This is a genomic window from Nitrosomonas sp. PY1 (genome assembly GCF_022836435.1).
Lineage (GTDB): Bacteria > Pseudomonadota > Gammaproteobacteria > Burkholderiales > Nitrosomonadaceae > Nitrosomonas.
The window spans coordinates 1,483,163-1,505,226 of record NZ_BQXC01000001.1; the positions used below are offsets into that span (position 1 = coordinate 1,483,163).

Annotated in this window: 17 protein-coding genes, 1 tRNA gene and 1 pseudogene; 9 read left to right on the forward strand and 10 right to left on the reverse strand. The window is 40.3% G+C overall.

What is annotated here, in order from left to right:
* Window positions 1-26 precede the first annotated feature (26 nt).
* Together W03_RS06935 and W03_RS06940 are read left to right on the forward strand one after the other, a co-directional pair.
* A complete protein-coding gene (locus tag W03_RS06935; RefSeq protein ID WP_244072278.1) occupies window positions 27-2,900 on the forward strand; it encodes a hypothetical protein in 2,874 nt (957 codons plus the stop codon).
* A gap of 226 nt (window positions 2,901-3,126) precedes the next feature.
* Window positions 3,127-3,654: pseudogene (locus tag W03_RS06940) on the forward strand (IS6 family transposase).
* On the opposite strand, the gene W03_RS06945 reads toward W03_RS06940, so the two are convergent.
* The 3 genes from W03_RS06945 to W03_RS06955 all read right to left on the reverse strand — a co-directional run bounded on the left by W03_RS06945 (window position 3,638) and on the right by W03_RS06955 (window position 8,620).
* Complete coding sequence (locus W03_RS06945; protein ID WP_244072279.1) at window positions 3,638-4,162, reverse strand: toxin-activating lysine-acyltransferase; 525 nt, start codon at window positions 4,160-4,162, stop codon at window positions 3,638-3,640. The pseudogene W03_RS06940 and the gene W03_RS06945 overlap by 17 nt on opposite strands.
* 165 nt (window positions 4,163-4,327) lie before the next feature.
* A complete protein-coding gene (locus tag W03_RS06950) occupies window positions 4,328-5,278 on the reverse strand; it encodes a calcium-binding protein (protein ID WP_244072280.1) in 951 nt (316 codons plus the stop codon).
* Window positions 5,279-5,437: 159 nt separating this feature from the next.
* Window positions 5,438-8,620 (reverse strand): BTAD domain-containing putative transcriptional regulator, encoded by a 3,183-nt coding sequence (locus tag W03_RS06955; RefSeq protein ID WP_244072281.1) that lies wholly within the window; start codon window positions 8,618-8,620, stop codon window positions 5,438-5,440.
* 640 nt (window positions 8,621-9,260) lie between these two features.
* Here W03_RS06955 and W03_RS06960 point away from each other — a divergent pair.
* The 3 genes from W03_RS06960 (at window position 9,261) to W03_RS06970 (ending at window position 10,633) form a co-directional block, all read left to right on the forward strand.
* Window positions 9,261-9,515: a hypothetical protein gene (locus tag W03_RS06960; protein ID WP_244072282.1), complete on the forward strand. Its 255-nt coding sequence runs from the start codon at window positions 9,261-9,263 to the stop codon at window positions 9,513-9,515.
* A gap of 17 nt (window positions 9,516-9,532) precedes the next feature.
* Window positions 9,533-9,976, forward strand: a complete 444-nt coding sequence (locus W03_RS06965) for a DUF1036 domain-containing protein (protein ID WP_244072283.1) — start codon at window positions 9,533-9,535, stop codon at window positions 9,974-9,976.
* Window positions 9,977-10,048: 72 nt separating this feature from the next.
* The gene (locus W03_RS06970; protein ID WP_244072284.1) at window positions 10,049-10,633 is read left to right on the forward strand and encodes a YncE family protein; all 585 of its coding nucleotides are present in this window, start codon (window positions 10,049-10,051) and stop codon (window positions 10,631-10,633) included.
* A 290-nt stretch (window positions 10,634-10,923) separates the two neighbouring features.
* Here the strand turns inward: W03_RS06970 and W03_RS06975 are convergent, their stop codons facing one another.
* From W03_RS06975 to W03_RS06985, 3 genes are all read right to left on the reverse strand, one after another.
* The gene (locus W03_RS06975; RefSeq protein ID WP_244072285.1) at window positions 10,924-11,607 is read right to left on the reverse strand and encodes an IS6 family transposase; all 684 of its coding nucleotides are present in this window, start codon (window positions 11,605-11,607) and stop codon (window positions 10,924-10,926) included.
* A gap of 220 nt (window positions 11,608-11,827) precedes the next feature.
* Window positions 11,828-12,445, reverse strand: coding sequence for a response regulator transcription factor (locus tag W03_RS06980; RefSeq protein WP_244072286.1), 618 nt, complete (start codon window positions 12,443-12,445; stop codon window positions 11,828-11,830).
* The gene (locus tag W03_RS06985; RefSeq protein WP_244072287.1) at window positions 12,442-13,938 is read right to left on the reverse strand and encodes a PAS domain S-box protein; all 1,497 of its coding nucleotides are present in this window, start codon (window positions 13,936-13,938) and stop codon (window positions 12,442-12,444) included. The genes W03_RS06980 and W03_RS06985 overlap by 4 nt, the downstream gene beginning before the upstream one ends.
* 456 nt (window positions 13,939-14,394) lie before the next feature.
* Between W03_RS06985 and W03_RS06990 the strand changes: the two genes are divergently transcribed.
* From W03_RS06990 to W03_RS13380, 4 genes are all read left to right on the forward strand, one after another.
* Window positions 14,395-15,399 carry a sodium-dependent bicarbonate transport family permease gene (locus tag W03_RS06990; RefSeq protein WP_279600018.1) on the forward strand — a complete coding sequence of 335 codons (1,005 nt, stop codon included), beginning with the start codon at window positions 14,395-14,397 and terminating at the stop codon, window positions 15,397-15,399.
* A 155-nt stretch (window positions 15,400-15,554) separates the two neighbouring features.
* Entirely contained in the window at window positions 15,555-15,884 is a 330-nt protein-coding gene (locus tag W03_RS06995; protein ID WP_244072288.1) for a P-II family nitrogen regulator, read from the forward strand.
* 919 nt (window positions 15,885-16,803) lie between these two features.
* Window positions 16,804-18,321 (forward strand): alginate export family protein, encoded by a 1,518-nt coding sequence (locus tag W03_RS07000; protein WP_244072289.1) that lies wholly within the window; start codon window positions 16,804-16,806, stop codon window positions 18,319-18,321.
* Window positions 18,322-18,427: 106 nt separating this feature from the next.
* Complete coding sequence (locus W03_RS13380; protein ID WP_279600019.1) at window positions 18,428-18,562, forward strand: hypothetical protein; 135 nt, start codon at window positions 18,428-18,430, stop codon at window positions 18,560-18,562.
* 168 nt (window positions 18,563-18,730) lie between these two features.
* Here the strand turns inward: W03_RS13380 and W03_RS07005 are convergent.
* The 4 genes from W03_RS07005 to pheT form a co-directional block, all read right to left on the reverse strand.
* Window positions 18,731-18,807 (reverse strand) — tRNA-Pro (locus tag W03_RS07005).
* A gap of 77 nt (window positions 18,808-18,884) precedes the next feature.
* Window positions 18,885-19,280, reverse strand: coding sequence for a MerR family transcriptional regulator (locus tag W03_RS07010; protein WP_244072290.1), 396 nt, complete (start codon window positions 19,278-19,280; stop codon window positions 18,885-18,887).
* Window positions 19,258-19,566: an integration host factor subunit alpha gene (locus tag W03_RS07015; RefSeq protein WP_244072291.1), complete on the reverse strand. Its 309-nt coding sequence runs from the start codon at window positions 19,564-19,566 to the stop codon at window positions 19,258-19,260. The genes W03_RS07010 and W03_RS07015 overlap by 23 nt, the downstream gene beginning before the upstream one ends.
* A gap of 91 nt (window positions 19,567-19,657) precedes the next feature.
* Window positions 19,658-22,024: a phenylalanine--tRNA ligase subunit beta gene (gene pheT, locus W03_RS07020; RefSeq protein WP_244072292.1), complete on the reverse strand. Its 2,367-nt coding sequence runs from the start codon at window positions 22,022-22,024 to the stop codon at window positions 19,658-19,660.
* Window positions 22,025-22,064: the final 40 nt, after the last annotated feature.

Sequence of the window (22,064 nt, forward strand, 5' to 3'; positions counted from 1 at the left end):
GGCAGGAAATCAGTGATAAAACTAACTTGAAAGTAATTGCCGTAAGCATACCGGGTAGTTCTTACTCCGAACCGGTTGAGTACCGGCTTCGCTATCGCTATGCGGTTGCATCTGCATTGGGTTCAAGTGAATATACACCGCAGGACAATGAGCATATTAGATATTTTCATCTAGACACAGAACCAGAACCGTCCCCCAGTTGCGGTGTTTGCAGTGTTAATGGCGTCGACGCCAAGATTACTTTACCTTATGAATGGTACGAGAGTAGCTCCCAATCAGAAAAAGTATTGGTTATCTGGTTGAACGAAGACAGGATTCCGAAAGGAAAATATCGAGATTTTATTGGTTTTCTATATCAAGAATCGAAGAAAATCGAGCCAAAAGTTAAAAAATTCGATTTTTCCTTGATTGGACCAACCAATACGGCTTTATTGATGGAGCTAATAAATAACGATCCGATAGAGAAAAATGCGCAATCATTCAGGATTTTCTCAGCCAGTGCAACGATCTCCAATAATGTTTTATCAAAAGAAATTAAGCATGGCATCGATCATACTTGTTCCAATAAACCAGAAGATGCAAGAATTCAATGCCTATTGGATGAACGTTCGATTGTACGTACGATTGGGCAAGACAGAAACCTAGCAACAGCACTTCTTTGGGAATTGGAACAACGCGGCGTTAATCGTAAGAATCCAATCTTTAAAAAAGACTGCAAAGATCAGTTGATACTCATTAGCGAGCAAGATTCTCTGTATGCCAGAAGCCTGGTTGAGCACTTTCGTTCCAGTTTAGCGAAACAATGTGGCGGAAAAGAAGGATTGATGACAAATTTTACTTATTTGCGGGGCTTAGACGGAAAATTACCTGGACTCGATGAATCGAATAAAAAATCGCAGAGTGAAAAGAATACCCAAGAACAAAAAAATCTTTTGACCCCATTCGACGATGCATCACCCGAGCATGCCGAAGGCCGCAATCAATTCGATTATTTGAGGAGACTGGTCGACAAAATAGAACAGTTGGGTTCCGCTGATGACAATAGGGATCCCATCAAAGCAATCGGAATCATCGGAATCGATGTTTACGACAAGCTTCTGATTCTGCACGCATTAAAGGATAGTTTCAAACATAAAATTTTCTTTACCACGGATCTGGATGCACGTTTTCTGCACAAAGATCAATTTACATGGGCACGTAATTTAATAGTCGCCAGCAATTTTGATTTTGCTCTGCATCCAAAATTGCAAGGTACGACGATGCCTTTCAGAGACAGCTATCAGACTTCGATGTATTTGGCTACATTGTTGGCTGTCAATCCGCAGGCAACTGAAGATTGGGTAAATATTTGGATGATTCAATATAGCAACAATTTTCAATCCAGGATAATTCTAAATAATCAATTCAATGCGTTGTTAGTTCCGCAAATTTTTGAAATTGGTAGAACACAGGCTATTCATTTAGCATCGCCTTCCAATAAATTTCTCGATGAGTGGGTAACTAATCCTATTCTAAAATTTACTGAGTCTAAGGAAATTATTAACAGTAATTGTTTGGTAAACAATTTCATAGCATGCAACACCATCGAACCGGATCGTACTAAACAGATTGATTGGTCTATCATTTACATTACTTCAATATTACTCATTTTCGCTGCTTATATTTCCCGTGGCTTCTTTAACAGGCTGTTGAGAAACGTTTTCAAGCCGGCCGATACAAAGCAAAAACAGACAAGGAAACACAGTTTATACGTAATAAATGAATATGTTAAGTCTGTTTTTAAAACCGTAGCGACATTACTATTTGCTTTTCTTTTGCTGTTTCTTTTGTTGTTTTCGATCTACAAAGATAATTATCCGACTCATGCGGACGGAGAACCATTCTTATGGTTGGAAAGGGTGAGTGTCTGGCCCAATCTGGTTATCCGATTTTTGGGAGTTATTGTGATGATTCTTCTCTTTATATATTTTTTTTACCACGATAGAAAACAAGAGATCGAAGCCATCGAGAATAATTTCGGGCTATGTAAAAAAACTTGCTTGCGAAGTTGGCCAGTAGCTGTTCGGAATGGTCCATTCTTAAATCTTCCCGAGACAAAAAGAACGCATATTGATCATTTATGGCCTGAGTACAAAAGCGCTATTCAATGTAAAGAATCAAAAGGATACCTTTGGATTTTTCTGGTTAGTGCAGTTTCTTTGGGATTTACCCTATATGCTTTTTGGGGACTGGGTTATTTAAACTTTCCAGCACGCGGTATTATTACATTCTATTCTCATTATATCATTGTAACTATTCAGTTTTTTATATTATGGGGATTGGTTTTCTGGGTTGCTTATGAAGCAATCGCATGCAGACAGCTTATTGAAGGAATAGAAATTGACCAAGCCAACCCAAACAAAACGGCATGGTCGTCGGAAATGCGCAAACGACAAAAAATAATGACCGGACTTCCGGTAGACAAACTAAATCCCTATTTGCATTTTTTATTGATCACCAAATTGATTAAAAGTATCAATAGCATCATTTATCTACCATTTATTCTAATGCTGATAATAGCGATTGGCCGCAGTGATATTTTCGACAACCTGGGATTCTCACCGGCGTTAATCCTTGTATATATCTCGGCATCCGCATATCTAATCGCCATTTTGTATTTGTTGAGAAAAAGTGCTGAAAAGCAATGCGGAATGGTATTGCAATACTATGAAGACTATCGGATGCGCTTGGTGGCAACTTCATTTCATCAGTTAAGCAAAATAGATAACTTGCTGACCGAGATCCGCAATGTGAAGCAAAGTACTTTTGTGCAAATCCTACAGCGACCGGCATTGCTTGCATTTCTTTTACCGGGCGGCGGTATTGGCTTAACAAGTATTATTGAATATCTGTACAATTGAGATTGAGACCGAATGTGTCCATTATCTGTTACAAACGAGAACGGCGGTTCTGAATAACGATTTACACCGTCATTTCGAACGCTGGTATCCTGGGTTAAAGATCGAGAAAAATGCGGAAAGACCCGCATCAATCTTGAAAATGGCGGCCTGATTTGAAAAACGGTTCTGTCGCAAATTTTAGCGTGTGGTGTTAGTCTTGGTATTTTCCTTGTCACCGCCACCGATCATGCTCACTTTCAAAGGTTGCCATTACCCGAAAGCTGTCGTTCTCTATGCCGTTTAGTTTTATGTCCTCCGCTACAGCGTGTCGTACCGGGACCTGGAGGAGATCATGGCTGAGCGCGGTGTCACTCTTGACCACGCCACACTTAACCGCTGGGTCATCAAGTATTCCAGGGCACTTGCCCAGGTAGCGAAGAAAAGGAAGCGCCCCGATAACCCGTCATGGCGGACTGATGAGACCTATATCGAGGTCAAGAGGCAATGATTTACCTGTACCGTGCCGTCGACAAGTACGGCGATACCTTGGACTTCATGCTATCCGAACGCCGCGACGAAGAAGCAGTCACCCATTTCTTTCTACACACGGTAGGCTCAAACGGCCTGCCAGAAAAGGTCGTTATCGACAAAAGCGGAGCCAATTATGCCGACGCGACCCTGGCTGGCATTGAAACCGCACACATGATCCGAAAGGGGCAGCTGAACCGACAAAGGGTTGTCCGGATTTCAGCAGTTTGCTAGCCTTGCAGGATAACTTTGCCTGAAGGGTGTGTTCGCTGCACCTCGTTTAAATATTTGCGACATAACCGATTAACTGTAAGACGCCCAGGACGAATGCGCCCATTCGCATAAAAACGTTTAAAATAAACCATCTTCTGCGTTTTACCAATTTTTTTGAGTTGCTTTAAAATGGTAAGTGTTACCTCATGAGTTTCAGCAGCATATGCATTAATAAGCAGAATTTCCCCAGCTTTACAGTCTTCTGAAGAAAGCTCATTTGTTCCGGCAAGCCACATCTCTCCTTTCTCTTGTGTAGTTAGTGCCCAGCCCAAAAAGCCAACAATTTGTTGTTTATCTGAAGCAATTAGATAATGGCCGCGATTAATTTGTCCAACTAGAATTCGAGACCAATGGCCAAATGGCAAGCCCGCAAAAGCAGGTTTTGTCATTAAATAACTAACGATCAGACCAAGTGCTTGCGCAGATTTTAGTCCAGATAAGAGCTGAATGTCAGGTGTATGTATTAAGGAGTTATTTTGCATAGCAAGAAGACAACAAGCTAGATTTTAAATGCCTATCTTTGCAATCTTCAGGTGGACCCTCCTATGCTGTTTAGCGGTCTTTATAGGCACTTAGATACCATTTAAGATAGCGAGCGTCCATTCCCTTAGGTCACAAAAACCATAATAAGTACACAATAAGAATTATCATTGGAGATAGTGGTAAATGACTGCCACAAAATCTCCCGCAGAAAGAGAGGAAACACCGCCTACAATATTTACAGGATCAACAGTTGCAAAATGATAACTGTCGCCACTTATATTAGAAGTTGGGTTATACCATATATTTCCACTTGCAGTATCAACATAGATGCCACTTAATTGACTACCATTGCCATTAAAACCGTAACCTTCGAAATAATTACCAGCATTTAATGTTTTATCTGAATTAAAAACTAATCTGTCAAATACTCCCACCATTCCTAAACCTCTGTCTAGACCAATTAGATCCTCTGATGCATTAAACGATGAAATAGTATCAATACCCGTATAAGATTCAAAATCGAATCTGTCCGCACCGGAACCGCCTATAAGTTTGTCATCACCTAATCTCCCTACGAGAGTATCATTGCCTTCACTACCCTCTAGAAAATCGTTTCCAATTCCTCCATCAAGGAAATCATTGCCTCCGCCACCTACCAGATGATCGTCCCCAGTTCCACCATACAATCTATCATCCCCACCTGCTCCTTTGAGCGTATTACTTACACTATTACCTTGTATTGAATTGCTAAGATCATTCCCTTGACCACTAGAAGCAGTATTTCCCGTTAAGTTGAGGTTTTCGATATTGTTGGGTAAAGTTAAGTCAATAGAACTATTAACCGTATCAAAACCTCCAAAAGAATCAATTGCTTTATCAGAAGAGTTATCTATTACATATTGATCGTCACCGGCTCCCCCATACATAGTATCAGCACCAGTTCCGCCGTCCAGATAATCATTGCCAGCATATCCTTGCAAGATATCATTTCCATTTTTACCAAAAATTGTATCTGCAGAACTAGTCCCTTTTAATTCAGGATAATAAAACCAAAAAAACCCTGATCCTTGAAAAGTATTATTGTCATTTGCGTTAGTACCATTGATTAGTGCCATTTGGAGCCTCCATTTTTCTTAATAAACAATTTGTTTAGAATAAAATTTAATTGGTGCTACACAAATTAATTTATCAATACTCGCGTTACAGATCCGTTACAGATTGGAGGATAATTGGCAGGAGATTTTTTTGAAGAAGTGAGTTCTTGTATTTTTGCTTTATTGAATATTGGCGATCTTATGATAGAGGGCTTGAATACCCGCGGATGGGTTAATACTCAGGCGATTCTGAAGAGATTGACGGCAACGCTGATAAACTAACACTGCATCATTATGCCGATTAAGTTGTATATAGATATTCATGAGATTAGTGTAGAAAACTTCTACCAAAGGCTCGATATCAATGGCTTTTAGGTAACATTCAATGGCACCCTCCCAATCACTATTTTGTTCAAGCAATTTCGCATATTGCTCAATTATCCGTGTGTAATGTGCCCGTAATTGATTGCGAGAAGTAATTGCCCAAGGTGAAGTTTCCCCCTCTAAAAAATGACCTTGGTAATAATCCAGTGCTTTTTGCAACAATAGCCGGTCGCTTACTACGTTCTGCTGATGTGCGATGTGATCAAATGCCCCACAATCTGTCCACACGTAGCCGTAATCTAGGGATAAATATTTGTCCTCCAAAATAATTGCCTGATCAAGTTGCAGCAATTTACGCAAACGATGCAAAGTTGTCCTGAGCGCTTGTTCCGCGGCATCCCCCATAGAATCTGGCCATAAAGCATCTATTATTCGCGCTTGATTGATTGCTTTTCTACCATGAGCACATAAGTACTTCAGGAGTTCCAATGGTTTATGCTGAGCTTTTCCATGAAATCGAAGCGGTACATCATTGAGATGTATCTCAAAGCTTCCAAGTGTAAAAATTTTAATCGGCCATGGCCAAAAATCCCCCTCGGCGGACTCAGCTTTGATGTTACGACGCCGAATCACGCTTCTCACATACTCAACTTCGATGCCATGCTCTAGCGCTAACGAAAATAATCGCGCCATCATTTGTGGACGCCACCATAAATTGAGACATAGAAAATCATTCTCACAAGCAACTCGCAAACCCGCACGTAATGAAATGAGCGCTTCTTCTGTGTCATATTGCTTTAAATACGAATAGGCCATTATCAACAAACAATGATGTTCTAAAAATGGACTTCGGAAAAGGCGTGCGTATTGAATAGACTGATGAAGGTGAGTACGAGCAGCTTCCATTTCATTGATTTCAATCAACACTTGTGCCAAACATGAGCGAGTAGATTCTACTAGAAATGGTCTTCCTACTTCTTCATGATGCTGAAGCGCTAAGGTGATCTTCTCTTGTGCAAAGAAAAAGTCGCCTTTCAAAAACTCAATCCCTGCTTTCAAAAAATGGAATTGAACAACTTCATGTTTACGATGCACAGAAAGATTTTTTTCAAGTTCATCCAGACAAATTTGTGCTGAAATAACATTTCCAGAAGCTAATCCACCGTAGACACCTGTGGCCCACAACAGTACATTCAATACAGGTATACCCGCTTCTTCTGCAATTTGAAGTGTTTTATTGAATATTTGATCAGAATCTTTATGGGTAGCTGTTGTTGACCAATTATATGCACCTTCAACAACTCCCCAAAGAATGTGCAATATCGGAGGTACAGATATATTCCTCAACAGGAGATTAACTTCATCAATGATACGTCGAGATTTCCGCGTATCACCACGCCATAGAGGTAACCATATAATGGAAACTGCAGCGGCTATCCTAAGGGAAGGATCTACTGCAAAATATTGTAAATTATCAAATCTTTGCTCAAGTATTTCTAGAAAGGGGTGATGCGGCGCCGCATAAATAAGTCCTTGAATACTAGATAAGAATTTTAATTCAACTTCGAGTGATGGAAAATCTCCGCATTCTCGGAAAAGAGATTGCAGCTTTTCTGCCCAAACTATTACTGGTTTGATATTGTCTTCTGAATAAGTGTATGCTTCTATTATTCCTGCACCAGACAAAAAAAGGCCCGAAAAATCATTCTTAACTTGGAAACCATTAAATGCCCTTTCAAAGTCATTCTTAGCGTCCTGCGGAGTAAACAATACAGAACTTATTCCTCGCCAATAAAGCAACCAAGGTTCCTGATTAACAATCTCTGCAGGCAGCATAGCAATAGCTTCTTGCAGGGTCTGATGTCGCCCTTGAGTAAGTAAGGCCGATGCTTGCCTATTTGTCATCTTGGTAAACTCTTGCCATTTTTCCGCTTTTGTTAGTAATTCTGCGGCAACCAAGATTTCGCCTGATTGTTCAGCAATACTAGCTCCAACGCATCTTAATTCTTGTAGCTCTGATTTAGTGAAGTGGTTAAGCGCCCGATCCAGCAAGTACTCACGAAATAACGCATGGTACTGATAACTAATCTCGTCACCACTCATACGCCGATCGGTAAATAATTTACGGCGATAGAGATAATTTAACCATTCTTTCGCTTTTGCGCTTTTACCCATTTCTGTTGCTGTTCTAATGGTCAAATGCGATAAAATAGCTGTGCGCATCAGGAACTCACACATCTCTGCCGGTAATTGCTCAAATACCTGGCCAGTAAAATAATGAAACACGGTTTCCATAGTGTCAGATTGAGAAATCTGGTTGATCGTCCCAACTTCTTTAACGCGTTCCATCATCAGCACTAACCCGGCTATCCAGCCATTGGTTTGTTCTTGCAGTAGAGTTAATGTTTCTTCAGTTGAATCAAGCAGATCTGTAGCCGCCACGATTGCTCTCGTTTCTTCTAACGTTAAACGAAGATCGTCCCAATTGATTTGCCCTATCCAATTATTTGCTAACGCACGAGCTAGTTGCGGTGGCAGGTCTGTACGACTAATAACAATCAACTTGTGTACAAGCGGGAGCTCAGAAATGATCACATCAATGACGGTATGAAATGAGGACTCAGGGATAACTTCCTGATAATTATCCAGTACCAATATGAATGGCTCTGTAATCGTAGAAAAAAGCTTACGAAAAAAACGGCGGGCAAATCCAGGAAGATCCGACAGATATTCAGGTGTTAAGAGCGGCAAGAACGAACGTTTACGTTTCGCCGCTACCTGCCCTGCCAAACCCATATAATAGAAGAATGTCGCCAGATCCGCATCACCACTATCAACCTGGTACCAGATCGCGGTTAATTGACGCGCATCTAAATAACTTGCCACAAGCGTTGTTTTGCCTGCTCCCGCAGGACCTGCAATCCACACCACAGGATAATTTGATAACCCCTTTTCTAGCTGAGTATGCAAGCGGTCTCGGCCAGCAACACCCGAAATCCTCGGTTGGGTCAGCTTTGCAAGCGCTATTTGTCTTGGCACAGATCAACCCCTTCAACATGTCGATTCATGTCTAATATTGACATAAATCGATAATTAGAGCTAAAACCTTGCATGAATCAAACAAATTAATACGTGAATACTTTATTTATTTGGGAAATTTAATGAAAAATTGTTTCTTTCAAACCACTTAGTCCACATAATTGATCTCAAAATCTAAACATCATGATACCTTCTATTGAGCTTTGGAGTAGGTGAATGATAATTCGCCGCTCTTGTCCAGATATCCCCTTGATCATTCTTGATATGTAGCGGTATACCAAGCAGCCAAATTATAAGCACAGCAACCTGCAGTTGATACATGATCAGGTGTAATGCCATATTCAAGAGAAAACTCAGTTAAACAGCATTTAACGACATCACATTTTCGTCAGAAAAATTCATTATTTTTATAATAGTATTATAATTCATAGTATTAGGTGAATTTGTTAGATTTAACAACTCAGAAGTTGGTTGCTTATTTTCTCATATGGAAATCAAAATTTTTTCATTTGTTACCCTAATTTTTCATCCAGATAAATGCCAGTATTTGCCAATCAGTAACAGATCTGTAACGCACAAATTGCTAAATTAATTCCGTAGCGCAGTGAAAATACTTTAATTTTAAATATGGAGGAACATCATGAGAGAAACTTCTACATTAATATTTGTAGGAATAATGGTTATTAATAGCCCAAGCTGGGCAATGGATGATGATTCCCAGAAAACACATGCCCAAGTCAGCCCTACAGTAAATTTTGGTGAAGAAAAAGAAAGACCAGTAATAACCAATAAAAAAGATATTGCACCAGGAAAACAAGATCCTAGAAATCTTCAATTAAATGAAACTAATAAAAAACAAGCTAGAGATACAGCACGACGAGTACCCAGCTTTTAATTTTTGGAGAATTAATTATGTGTAAGCAATATACGCTAAATCTAGTCGTAACAATTTTTATTTCATTTTTGTTAGTTACAAATGCTCACGCATGGTTTCAGTTTAAGAACAGTACATCAAGTACTGTTTGGGTAGCTTTTCAATGGTATTCACCAAATTCTTGCGCTAATGATGCGCAGCATGATGGTGGATTATGGGAAACAAAAGGTTGGTATAGTATAGCTCCTGGTCAAACTAAAATAGTTTTTGGATCAGATTTACAGAGCACAGGTAATAGGTATTATTATTGGTACGCTGAATCAAGCAACGGATCTGTATGGAGTGGAGCATATAATACTTACGTACCCAGCACCGCTTTTGATTGGTGCCTTAACACTGGTTCAACCAACTCCAGAATTGTAGGATTCCGCGAAAAATATATAGGAACCTCTAATAATTACACAGTTAATTTAACTCCATAAACATATCAATTTAGATTGTTCGGCAATTATTACTAAACTTTAAATTTAGATACTTATGGATATTTAAAAATAATGCCGGTAAGGAATGGAAAAAATAGTTACTATCTAGAGAAAATTATTATGGAGGATATTGTGATTAATCAATTAATTAGATTAAGTTTGGTCGCGTTCTTATACTTTCCATTTTTTGCACATACCAGCCAATTCGATAATACTCTTTGGTTGGGAAATAATAAAGTCGCTGATTTAGGAATACTGAATGTTGATCGGAATGGGAAAATATTGCGCCGAATTTTTAATGCCGAAGCAACAGGAATTGCTATAGATAAGAATAAGAACTTAATATTTTTTGGCGTTCATACAGGAGAAATTACGGCTCGAGACCTCAATAATCCGGCTTTAACTCTCAAAACCTTGAATCCACCAGTTTCTATTGGCAGTGATATGGCTTTTGATGGAAAGTTTATTTGGCGTACAGATGTTAATAACAGAGAAGTACAAAAAATTGATCCTATAACAGGTTCGGTTGTTTTTTCGTTTGTACCTGATTTCTATGTGATCGGAATAGCTTGGGATGGTCGTTATTTATGGATGAGCGAATCGTTCAATTTACTCGACAAGGAATACCAACCGGAATTGAGTTTCCTACTCGTGTAGTAAATGATTTAGTGGGAGGGTTAGCTTTTGATTCAACAGATAATACTCTATGGCTTGGAGCAAGAAACAAACTCTATCATTACACTACTGCTGGCGTTCTACTCAGGACAGTACCGATTGCTACTGCCGGTCGCTTTATAGATGGCCTTGAATTTCAAGGTATTGCTGCTTGCTTTCAACAATAGCACACCTAACATGCTTAAGAAGTAATAATTTTGTAAGATAATACATTACAGGATTCTGTCGCAAATATTTAAACGAGGTGCAGCGAGCACATCCTTCAGGCAAAGTTATCCTGCAAGGCTAGCAAACTGCTGAAATCCGGGCAACCCTTGTAGGTTCAGCTGCCCCTTACGGATCATGTGTGCGGTTTCAATGCCAGCCAGGGTCGCCTCGGCAGAATGGAATGCCTTGAAACCCAGCATAGGCCGAGTAATTCTTTTGATAAATCTATGGTCTTGTTCGACGATGTTGTTCAGGTATTTGATTTGGCGGATCTCAACCAGGTGGTGCCAGCCAAGCCACAAAAGAAGAAGGTTGAGGTTCAACAAACCGGCATAATTCGCTCCACTTTTGTCGATAACGACCTTTTCTGGCAGGCCGTTTGAGCCTACCGTGTGTAGAAAGAAATGGGTGACTGCTTCTTCGTCGCGGCGTTCGGATAGCATGAAATCCAAGGTATCGCCGTACTTGTCGACGGCACGGTACAGGTAAATCCATTGCCTCTTGACCTCGATATAGGTCTCATCAGTCCAGCATGACGGGTTACCGGGGCGCTTCCTTTTCTTCGCTGCCTGGGCAAGCGCCCTGGAATACTTGATGACCCAGCGGTTAAGTGTGGTGTGATCAAGAGTGACACCGCGTTCAGCCATGATCTCCTCTAGGTCCCGGTACGACACGCTGTAGCGGACATAAAAGTAAACGGCATAGAGAACGACAGCTTCTGGGTAGTGGCAACCTTTGAAAGTGAGCATGATGGATGGCGGTGACAAGGAAAATACCAAGACTAACACCACACGCTAAAATTTGCGATAGAACCACCCAATGGACCTCCTCCTTCTGATTTAAATTCAGATGAATATATCAAACCAACCTTTTCAGTAAATCTTTCCCTCCCAACTCCAAGAATAAGAGAACCTCTTCAGTAAACCTATCTCCCAATTTGTTGACAAATATGGCGCAGATGGAATGCAATTAATCCAAATCACTTTCTCGAATAATACGAGCAAGATCGAGAAAATTTTGCGCACCGGTTTTATACATAATATGCGATTTATAAATTTCCACGGTGCGATGACTGATTCCCAGACACGAAGCAGTTTCTTTATTTGAAAGCCCTTGTATCGCTAAAACCATGACTTCACGTTCGCGTTTGGTTAGCTTCGCCAAGCGCGACGTCATTTCCTCGTTACGTACCAGGGCACTGACTCTTTTTTCCGCTTCTGAAAAAGCAATGTTTATGCTGCTAAGTAATTTTTCTCGTATTACAGGTTTTGTCAAAAAATCTAGTGCGCCAGCTTTCATGGCTCTCACACTCATCGGGATATCGCCATGCCCTGTCAGAAAAATAATGGGTAATACAATTTTTCGCCGCGATAATTCTTCCTGAAACTGCAATCCATCCATCAACGGCATTTGTATATCCACAATGATACAGCCCAAAAAACTTGCGTGGTAAACACTTAGAAATGCTCTTGCGCTAGCGAATGACTGAACGCTCATACCTGCCTGTTCAATCATCATAGCAAGGGAATCCCGCACGGCTATATCGTCATCTATAATAAAAACACTTGGTTTATTATACGTATTCATAATGTAAAAGGTAGCGTGAAATGGAATTTAGTTCCAGCTTGAGTATTGCAATTCACCCAAAGCTGTCCTCCATTGATTTCAATTAAAGCCCGGCTAATGGGAAGCCCCATGCCGATACCTGTTGGTTTTGTGGTAAAAAATGGTTCAAAAATTCGTTCCGCAATTAAAGTATCAAACCCCGATCCATTGTCTTGCACGGTTACTAGCGCCATTCGCGTATCCATCGTAATATGCATGGCGGTTGTAATTGTTAGTGTTGGTGATTCAATAGCATGCATGGCTTCAATAGCATTTCTGAACAGATTAACCAGAACTTTCTGTACTTGATTACGGTTACATTGAACATCTGGAAGATCTGGTTGCAGATTCAGTACCGGATCAAATTCGCCATAATTATCAAAATTGACAATACTTAATGCGTCATTGATAAGCTCATTGAGATTCGACCGTTCGGTAATCAGTTTTCCTTTTTGTAGAAAAGCCATGAGTTCATGCAAGCTTCTACCAGCACGCTGCGCTTGACTAACACAGCCATCCAGCGCTCGCTTTAAATCATTTGAATTAGGAACTTTGTTATGCAGCTCATGCAGCGCCACTTCGCTATAAGCGGAAATGGCCGCGAGTGGTTGATTGAGCTCATGAGCAATTGCGGAAGCCGTCAGTGAGGCCACTTGTTGTTTAAAGATGTTTTCTGTTTCGTTACGTTGCACTTGCAATCTTTTCTGTAGATTTTTTTGATCGGTTATATCTCGTGTAACGCCAATGAGTCGGTAGGGTTGATTATTTTCAAAATAAACTCGCCCTCGTGCAGCTATCCAGCGTGTAATCCCATTAACAGAATTGACGACACGATATTCCACTTCGAATTCACCACTGCTGTTCGGATCCATTGCACGATTAATGGCAGACTGCCTAGAAACACGATCTTCCGGATGAATTCTAGCGATAAATTCGTCATAACTTACGGTTTTGCTCGCACGCTTGCCCCATAACATGCTCATTTGCTCGTCCCAATAAACGATATTGTGTTTGAAATCGTAATCAAAAATACCCAACCCTGCTGCCTGCTTTGCTAGGCGTAATCGTTCTTCACTGGCACGAAGCGCTTCTTCAGCCTCTATTCGACGAGATGCCACGCTGAATGTAATAAGAACATACAACTTTTGTTTTAGTTTAATAGGGCTAAAACCGGTATCCAGTAATATTTCTTTACGATTACGATCTTGTACAGCGAATCCATTACCGGCGCTGATTGGATGTTTGAGCGGGGTGTTTAAAAATAGCTCTCGATAGTGGTGATACTGCTTGCGATACCTTGGAACTATCAAAAATTCGATGTTTTTCCCTTCAAGCTCATCCTTGCTATAACCAAATATCGCTTGTGCCATCGGATTCACCTGCACAATTTGACTTGAATCATCAATTAGCAGCAGCGCATCCACTGCTGCATCAAAGAATGTTTCAAAGCTTAATTGTTTGAGTTCATGAATCACATTTAATTCTCACTAAATAACATTCAGCATTTTTTAAAGCTTACGCCAAAAAAACGTACATTTCTATGAATCTTCCAATGTATTAGGGTTTTACCATAGGTATTTATACGAATATTGCTAGCTATTTTTCTTAGGTACTATCCTTGTACGAATGGATATGACGACATTTAGTGGAAATTTACTTTATTCGAAGCTCACTTTAACCGTAAGGGATCAAAAATTTAAAAACACCTCGAAAATGAACAGGTAGAGTCGGAATACGAACCTATAAATCTCAAATCGAGTTTATTTACAAATGTAAAAATTCATTGAGAAACCGTGCTACAGCAGAAGGTAGTTAACCCAATGATAGCTGTATTTTTTTAACATACGAATCAATCTAAACACCGCATTTCGAAGGGAAATGTAAATTGATTACTTTCATTCAATTAATACAATAATGAGGAAAATATAAAAATGTCACTCTCCAGCCTTCTCGTACCAGCAATATTATTTTTCGCTCTGGGAATGTTCGCTTGCATAATCAAGTCTGATTTGAAATTCCCACCTGATATGCACAAGATGATTGTGATTTACTTGTTGATCGGTATCGGGCTTCATGGCGGCAAAGAGCTTGCCGCATCTCATCTGGCAGACGCTATTCCTGCAGTATGGGCAGCACTAGGATTTGGTGTAGGCTTACCCATCATTGCTTATATAATCTTACGTTGGCTCGGAAAAATTGATCCTTTAAATTCCGCAGCCATTTCTGCACACTATGGTTCAGTAAGCGCAGGAACCTACATGACCGCAGTCGCATTCTTGGGAGGGATTGGTGTGACTTATGAACCCTACCCTGTAATTATGTTGGCTATTATGGAGTCACCAGCGATCATGATTGGCTTAGTACTCGCCGGTTACTCTCGAAGGATCATGGGCGCATCGAGTGAGACATCCACAGCAGCTAAAAAAGGAATGATGAAGCATTTGTTAATCGATGCTTTTACAAACGGTAGTATTTTGCTGCTGTTCGGTTCCATGGCAATTGGTGCAGCGGTTTCCGAAGCCAGCTACCACAAGATTGAACCGTTCTTTGAGCTTATTTTTATGGGTGCGCTATGCATCTTTCTCTGTGACATGGGAATGGAAGCAGGTAAAAGGCTATCGGAATTCAAATCAGTAGGCGTCTTCCTTGTTAGTTTTGGGATTGCTATGCCATTGATTGGCGCGGCATGCGGATTAGTCGTTGGACATTTCGTCTTAGGTTATTCAGTGGGGGGCATTACATTGGTGACGGTATTGGCAGCCAGTTGTTCCTACATTGCGGTCCCTCCGGCAATGCGACTTGCGGTTCCTGAAGCTAATCCATCGTTCTATCTGACTTTATCGCTTGGAGTAACCTTTCCATTTAATGTAGTAGTTGGTATCCCTACTTATTATGCAGCAGCCCAATATCTGCATGAAAGTTATTATCCTTGGTAAGGTTTGTTTCTAACATTTGGCAGTTGATTGTAACAATAATCTATCAACTGCCGGATGTGTCTAAAAAATGCAATCTATAAGAATTGAATGACTCTAATAGTTTTCGAAGTCTGAAAAACAGGAATATATACATAAACTTTCTTTTGGAGATAATTATGCCACTAGGATCTGAAATTTTAAAAAAAATGAAACGCATTGAGATCGTCATTAACGAGGATTCTCTTGAGGAAATGTTGGAATTGCTGCGAAATGTTGATGTTCGCGGATACACTGTTATAAAAGGTGTTGGAGGATTAGGCTCAACCGGTGAGCGAGATCCAGATGCTTTTGCTTTGGAGCAATCGAACGCTTTTTTAGTATTAACATGCGAAGAAGCCCAAGCCGATAAGATTGTTCTGAAATTGCAACCCGAGCTAAAGAACTTTGGAGGGATGTGTGTGCTAACTGATTGCCATTGGGTTCTAGGACCAAAAGCATCTTATTAATGAAGATTAAAATAAATTGTTGGAGACCTTTGCAAAAACCTTTTGATACATCTTCAGGTTACTGTTTTTATTGATATTAAGTTTCAAGAAATGAGGTTTTGCAAAGGCCTCTGTATGTCTCTCATGCAAAATGCTCAAACTCCTCTCTGGGGAGTTTAGAGTCGCGCAACTCTCTGAGAATTCATATTATCCTCATCGAAATATGGAGAATCAGTCACTTCTTGGCTTGGCGGTACTATTACTTGATAAACCAACTACCGTGGTCTGACGTTGGCATTGAAGAATGGCTTGTACTTGCTTTTGAATAAAGATCATCAGAAAGTAGTAAAGGAAGTGGGCATCAATGACAAGATTCTCCTTTAGTGTTTTCGACACAGCACTATGCGGTTGTTGCGGGTCGGCTTCTTTGTATTTGCCGATCCGCCTAGTTGGTTTCCTTGCTGTGTTTGAAGCATACACTCAACTTCAGTGGTGACGAATAGATCATTCGATGATCGGAAAATGTCGTAACAGTATTTCAACGGCCAGAAGCACTACGCACCGAAGAACCATTTAGTTTTGATTTTCCTCATTCCTCATTCGACTCCAATTTGGTTTGATCAAATTTTCTCAATGCATTTTCTTTGCTAAGTAACTCTAATAACACTCATCAAACTCAGTGATGTTTTTAACACGGCAGTATCTAAGCGTTTTTTTACTAAGCATAATTTTTACGAAGATCCTTTGGAGACCACTCAATATATTGTTTTTATTAGCATTAAGTTCCAATAAATAGCGTTTCGCAAAGTTTCCTAAGTGTTTCACCTTAGGTAGTCACCCGAATTTTTCCACCTTATATTTCGAAGTATATTCAAAAACATTAACCGACAATATTGGATTTGTGATTTGGCATAACATAATTATAAAGGAGAAGATCTATATGTCCCCCCCTAGAAGTAGCCTCACTTACGGAATTGCCTTATTGCTGATGGGATTTTTATCGAGCAACGATTCACTCGCAGCTGCAATAGAGGATACGAAAAAGAAGAAACCTAATCGAACACAAGTTGCTAATGCGGATGTAAAAAAACTCGATCAAGTACCAGTTATTGCGCAAAACCCTACAACCGGGAGCGCAAGATCATTCAGCACAACAGAATCACCCGGGCGTACAGTGTTTGATTTCGATAACCTACCACATTTGATGGAAGAACATAAAACTCCGCTAGCGGCACTTATGCCTGATTGGCTCAATGTAGCCATTGAGCATCGGACACGATATTCCTTATATGACAATGGTTTTACTCGAAATATTCCCGGCTTTAACGACATGGTTCATCAGCGCACAAGGTTTTTATTTGAAGTCTTTAAGGCTACGGATCCCCTGAAGTTTACGTTAGAACTCACAGATATCCGCGCACCACTCGCTAATTATGGTCAAGCTCATTCAAATGTTTTCGCCAACCACTTTGATTTTACCCAACTTCACGTTGGTTTGAATTCTCAAAACTTTCTGGGAACAGGGTATGCCGCCAAGTTCGAGGTTGGGCGTTTTGTTATGGATTATGGTGAAGCGCGTTTGATTGGTGGACATCGGTGGGGTACTTTATCGCCTACCTTCGACGGCATGGTATTCACGGTCGGCAATGAACGAGAGAAATGGGGATTGCGTGTATTCGGTACGCGCCCGGTTAATCGTGAGCCGACGCATCTCGATTGGAATACTCCGGCAACATACTTTTCAGGTGCGCAAATTACCAACCGCGATATATCCTGGGCTAATGTAGATGCTTATTTTTTCCAGTTAAATGAAGGTAATAAAATGAGGCAGCGTAATTTATCAACGACAGGTTTCCGATTGTTTGCCAAACCCGTTACCGGTAAACTAGATTATGAAATCGAATCCATGTATCAGTTTGGCGATACTCGTGACAAACACCTTTTTGCGCATCGTCATCATGGCGAGGTGGGTTATTCCTTCAAAACAGCTATGCCTTTCCGCCTGATTTATTTGTTCGATTATGCTTCCGGAGACCGTGACCCTGACAAGAATTTTGATATTTTGTATGCAAAGCGACGAGTGGAATATGGGCCAACCGGAATGTTTGGACCATTCTTCCCTTCCAATCTTATGTCACCCGTAGGTTTTCGTGCAACGCTGATACCAACGCCAACGGTCAAACTTACAATGTCGCATCGCGCCTATTGGCTGGCTGATAAACATGGCGCTTATGTCGGTAGCGGTCTGCAAGATACAACCGGTAGAGCAGGAACTTTTCTGGGTAACATGCTTGATGTCAGTGTTGGTTGGGATCCGCAATGGAGTTATTTGAAACGCGTAAGTTTTGATGTCGGTTACAGTCATATATTCAAAGGTGATTACTTCGATAAAGTGGCACAAAGCCCAGGTTCGGCTGACACCAATTATGGATACATGATGACGACTATCAGATTCTAAAGGGTATGCGTGACGCTATTGGCTCAATATAGTTAAATATTTGTTAAACCTGAACAGTATAAAAAGAGTTAGTAATTATGAACATTACATACAAGGAGTTTATAGCATGAGTGGAAAGAAAATTATCGACACAAAAAAACTTGCTGGTATGGCCTGTAACGATACGTTAGGAGAATTGAATAAGCAAGGCATTGCGAGGAGAAAGGAATCGGACCTAAAGCTACTATTTTTGACCACATGAGTAGTACAGAATTTAACGATGAATTCATGAGAAAGGTAGCTTTAATTTTTGATCACATGAGTAGTACAGAATTATCGATTAGTAACTACTTGAACCGAAATCGAAGAAAAATTGCGGTGCAAAAATATTCAAGATAAAGTTGATATAGCTTCTCACTTATTGATTGAATGGTCGGGGCGAGAGGATTTGAACCTCCGACCACTTGCACCCCATGCAAGTACGCTACCAGGCTGCGCTACGCCCCGAACAGAAAATTATAGCAAACTAGAAAACTTACTTTATAAAAAACTTACTTTAAAGAATTTATTGCCAGTTGAAAGTACTATGAAGAAAGAATAGACATGATGCTTCTAACCTGATGTCGAATATAGTTTAAATCTACTGTGGACATCGAAGGGTTATTGACTTTAGATGCTGGTGGTATCGAGGATAAATTCTTTGATTTTGTGTCGGCATTAATCAATCGACTACGTGCCCCATTGATAGTGAATCCTTGTTCGTAGAGAAGTTCTCGAATTCGACGTATCAACAGCACCTCTTGATGTTGATAATAGCGTCGATTACCTCGACGCTTAACCAGCTTCAGTTGTGCAAACTCCTGCTCCCAATATCGCAATACATGAGGCTTAACATCACATAATGTACCAACTTCTCCAATCGTGAAATACCGCTTGGCCGGAATAGGAAGTAAAGCATTATGTGGTTTTTTGTTTTCCATGGTAATTTTTTTCAACCAAAGTCTTTAGTTTTTGACTAGCATGAAATGTTACGACACGGCGTGCTGTAATAGGAATCTCTTCTCCCGTTTTAGGGTTTCTACCTGGACGTTGGGGTTTTTCTCGTAACTGAAAATTACCGAATCCTGATAGTTTTACACTATCATTATTCTGCAACGCAATTCGCACTTCCTCATAAAAGAATTCCACCATATCTTTTGCTTCGCGCTTATTCAAGCCCACGTTTTCAAATAATAAATCTGCTAATTCAGCTTTGGTTAATGCCATATTTTTACTCCATTTCGATAATAATTGCTATAAGCTTTGTGCTTATAGCCCGATTCACGCGAAATGCCGCCATGATCGAAACAACACTTATTTATCCATTACGTAACGTTGCACAGAATCGATTTTCTAGTATTTTTATCAATTTTAATACTTCAGAATCCACTTCTATGTCAGTCAATGTTTTCTCAGTATCTTGTAACAATATACGGAATGCAAGACTTTTTTTGTTATTTTCCATACCTTTACCGCGATAAATATCAAATAAGGCAATATCGATCACTGTAGGAGATTTTTCCTCATTCATACAGGACAATAATGTCTGTACATTAATATCGTTATCTACAATGATGGCAATATCGCGTTGTACAGGGGGAAATTTAGATATCTCCTTGGTTACATGAATTGCTTGAGGAAGCAAATGCTCTAAATTGATTTCGAACAACACAGTATTTTTTTGCAAATCGAATTTTTTTTGCCACTTGGGATGCAATTCCCCTAGCCAGCCGATGGAATTATCCGCAATAATTATTTGTGCGGATTTACCGGGATGCAAAGCAGGATGTGAAATTTTCTTGAAAAGTATTGCTGAATTACCGCACAAATTTTCAATATCACCTTTAATATCATAGAAATCGGCACTTCGAGCAGGTATACCCCATTGTTCAGGAACAATATCACCATAAATCAGCCCCGCTAATTTCTCTATTTGTACACAATCAATTTCAGTGGATCTGATGAAACAACGTCCAATTTCAAATATCCTGACTCGTGATTGTTTGCGGTTCAAATTAAATTGCAAATTAGCGATCAGTCCACCAACCAATGTACTTCGCATTACGCCCATCTGACTTGCAAGTGGGTTTACTAGCTTGATTGGTGTGTCATTGCCTGCGAAATCCAGCTCCCAGTTTGCATCAACAAAGGCATAATTAATAACTTCCTGATAATCACGATTTACTAATGATTGTTTAATCTGCTCGACAGGGCGAATATTCTCGATTGCCGGCAACATTGCCATACGAGCTTGCGGATAATGCGCCGGAATCCGATCATAACCGTAGATACGCGCCAATTCTTCGATTAAATCTTCTTCGATTGTCAAATCAAACCGATAACTGGGTGGCGTTACAGTAAAACTACCATCTATCTCCAAGAATTTGAATTTCAATCGTTGGAAATAAGTCTTGATTTGCTGTACATCTAATTCGATTCCTAGTATGCGTTGGATGCGAGTTCTTCGCACTTGAATCGGAGATCTGGCAGGAAGCTGATAACGCTTTTCAACAATAGGCCCCGCTTGTCCTCCACAAATAGTTTGAATCAAATATGATGCGCGATCAATAAAGTCGTGCGTTGCAGCAAAATCGACACCACGCTCAAAGCGATAAGCAGAATCGGAAATAAAGCCTAGTTGAAACGATTTGCCACTAATGATCGATGGCATAAAAAATGCGCTTTCCAGAAAGATATCCACGGTGCCATCGGTTACACTACTATCTAATCCCCCCATAATACCCGCCAGAGCAAGCGGTTTACTTTCATCTGCAATAATAAGCATATCAGGCGTAAGATTAACGATATTATCGTTGAGTAATGTTATCTTTTCACCTGACTTCGCATAGCGCACCTGTATCGATCCATTTATTTTATTCAAGTCAAATGAGTGCAGCGGCTGACCTGTCTCTAATAAAATATAATTGGTAATATCAACGATTGGGTTAATTGAGCGAATACCACTTCGTTCCAAACGCTGTGTCATCCACAAAGGAATCCTCGCATTAATATCTATTCCTTTGATTACTCGGCCACAATATAGTGGACATGCCTCAGGAGCCATGATATGCACATCCAAGACATCTTGGATATCAACTAAGGTCGCAGGTGATTCTAATGGTATTAATTCGCTAGCAGTAATCGCAGCTACTTCACGTGCCACTCCCAGTACGCTTAAGCAATCCGCACGGTTCGGCGTTAAACTCAGAGTAAAAATGCGATCATCAAGCGAAAAATAACTACGAAAATCTTTGCCTACCGGGGCGTCTTCCGGTAATACCAGCAAACCATCGGCTATTTCAGCCAGACCCAATTCTTTCGCCGAGCACAACATACCTTCAGACTCAATACCGCGTAATTTTGCTGATTTGATTTGTATTCCAGGTAGGTTAGCCCCTATTAATGCACACGGAACCCTCATTCCTTCGCTAACATTAGGTGCTCCGCAGACAATCTGTAATAAATCAGCCTGTTGATTAGCTTTAACTTGACAAACCTTCAAACGATCTGCACTGGGATGACTTTTTACTGAACATACTTCTGCCACTACCACCTTGTTAAAAGTAGCAGCAACAGATTCTACACTTTCCACTTCGATACCCGCCATGGTTAATACATGCGCAAGTCGCTCGCTAGACAACGATGGATTAACAAATGTGCGTAGCCAATTTTCCGAGAATTTCATACCAACCTATTTGTATTGGAATGCCAAGACAAAAATAACC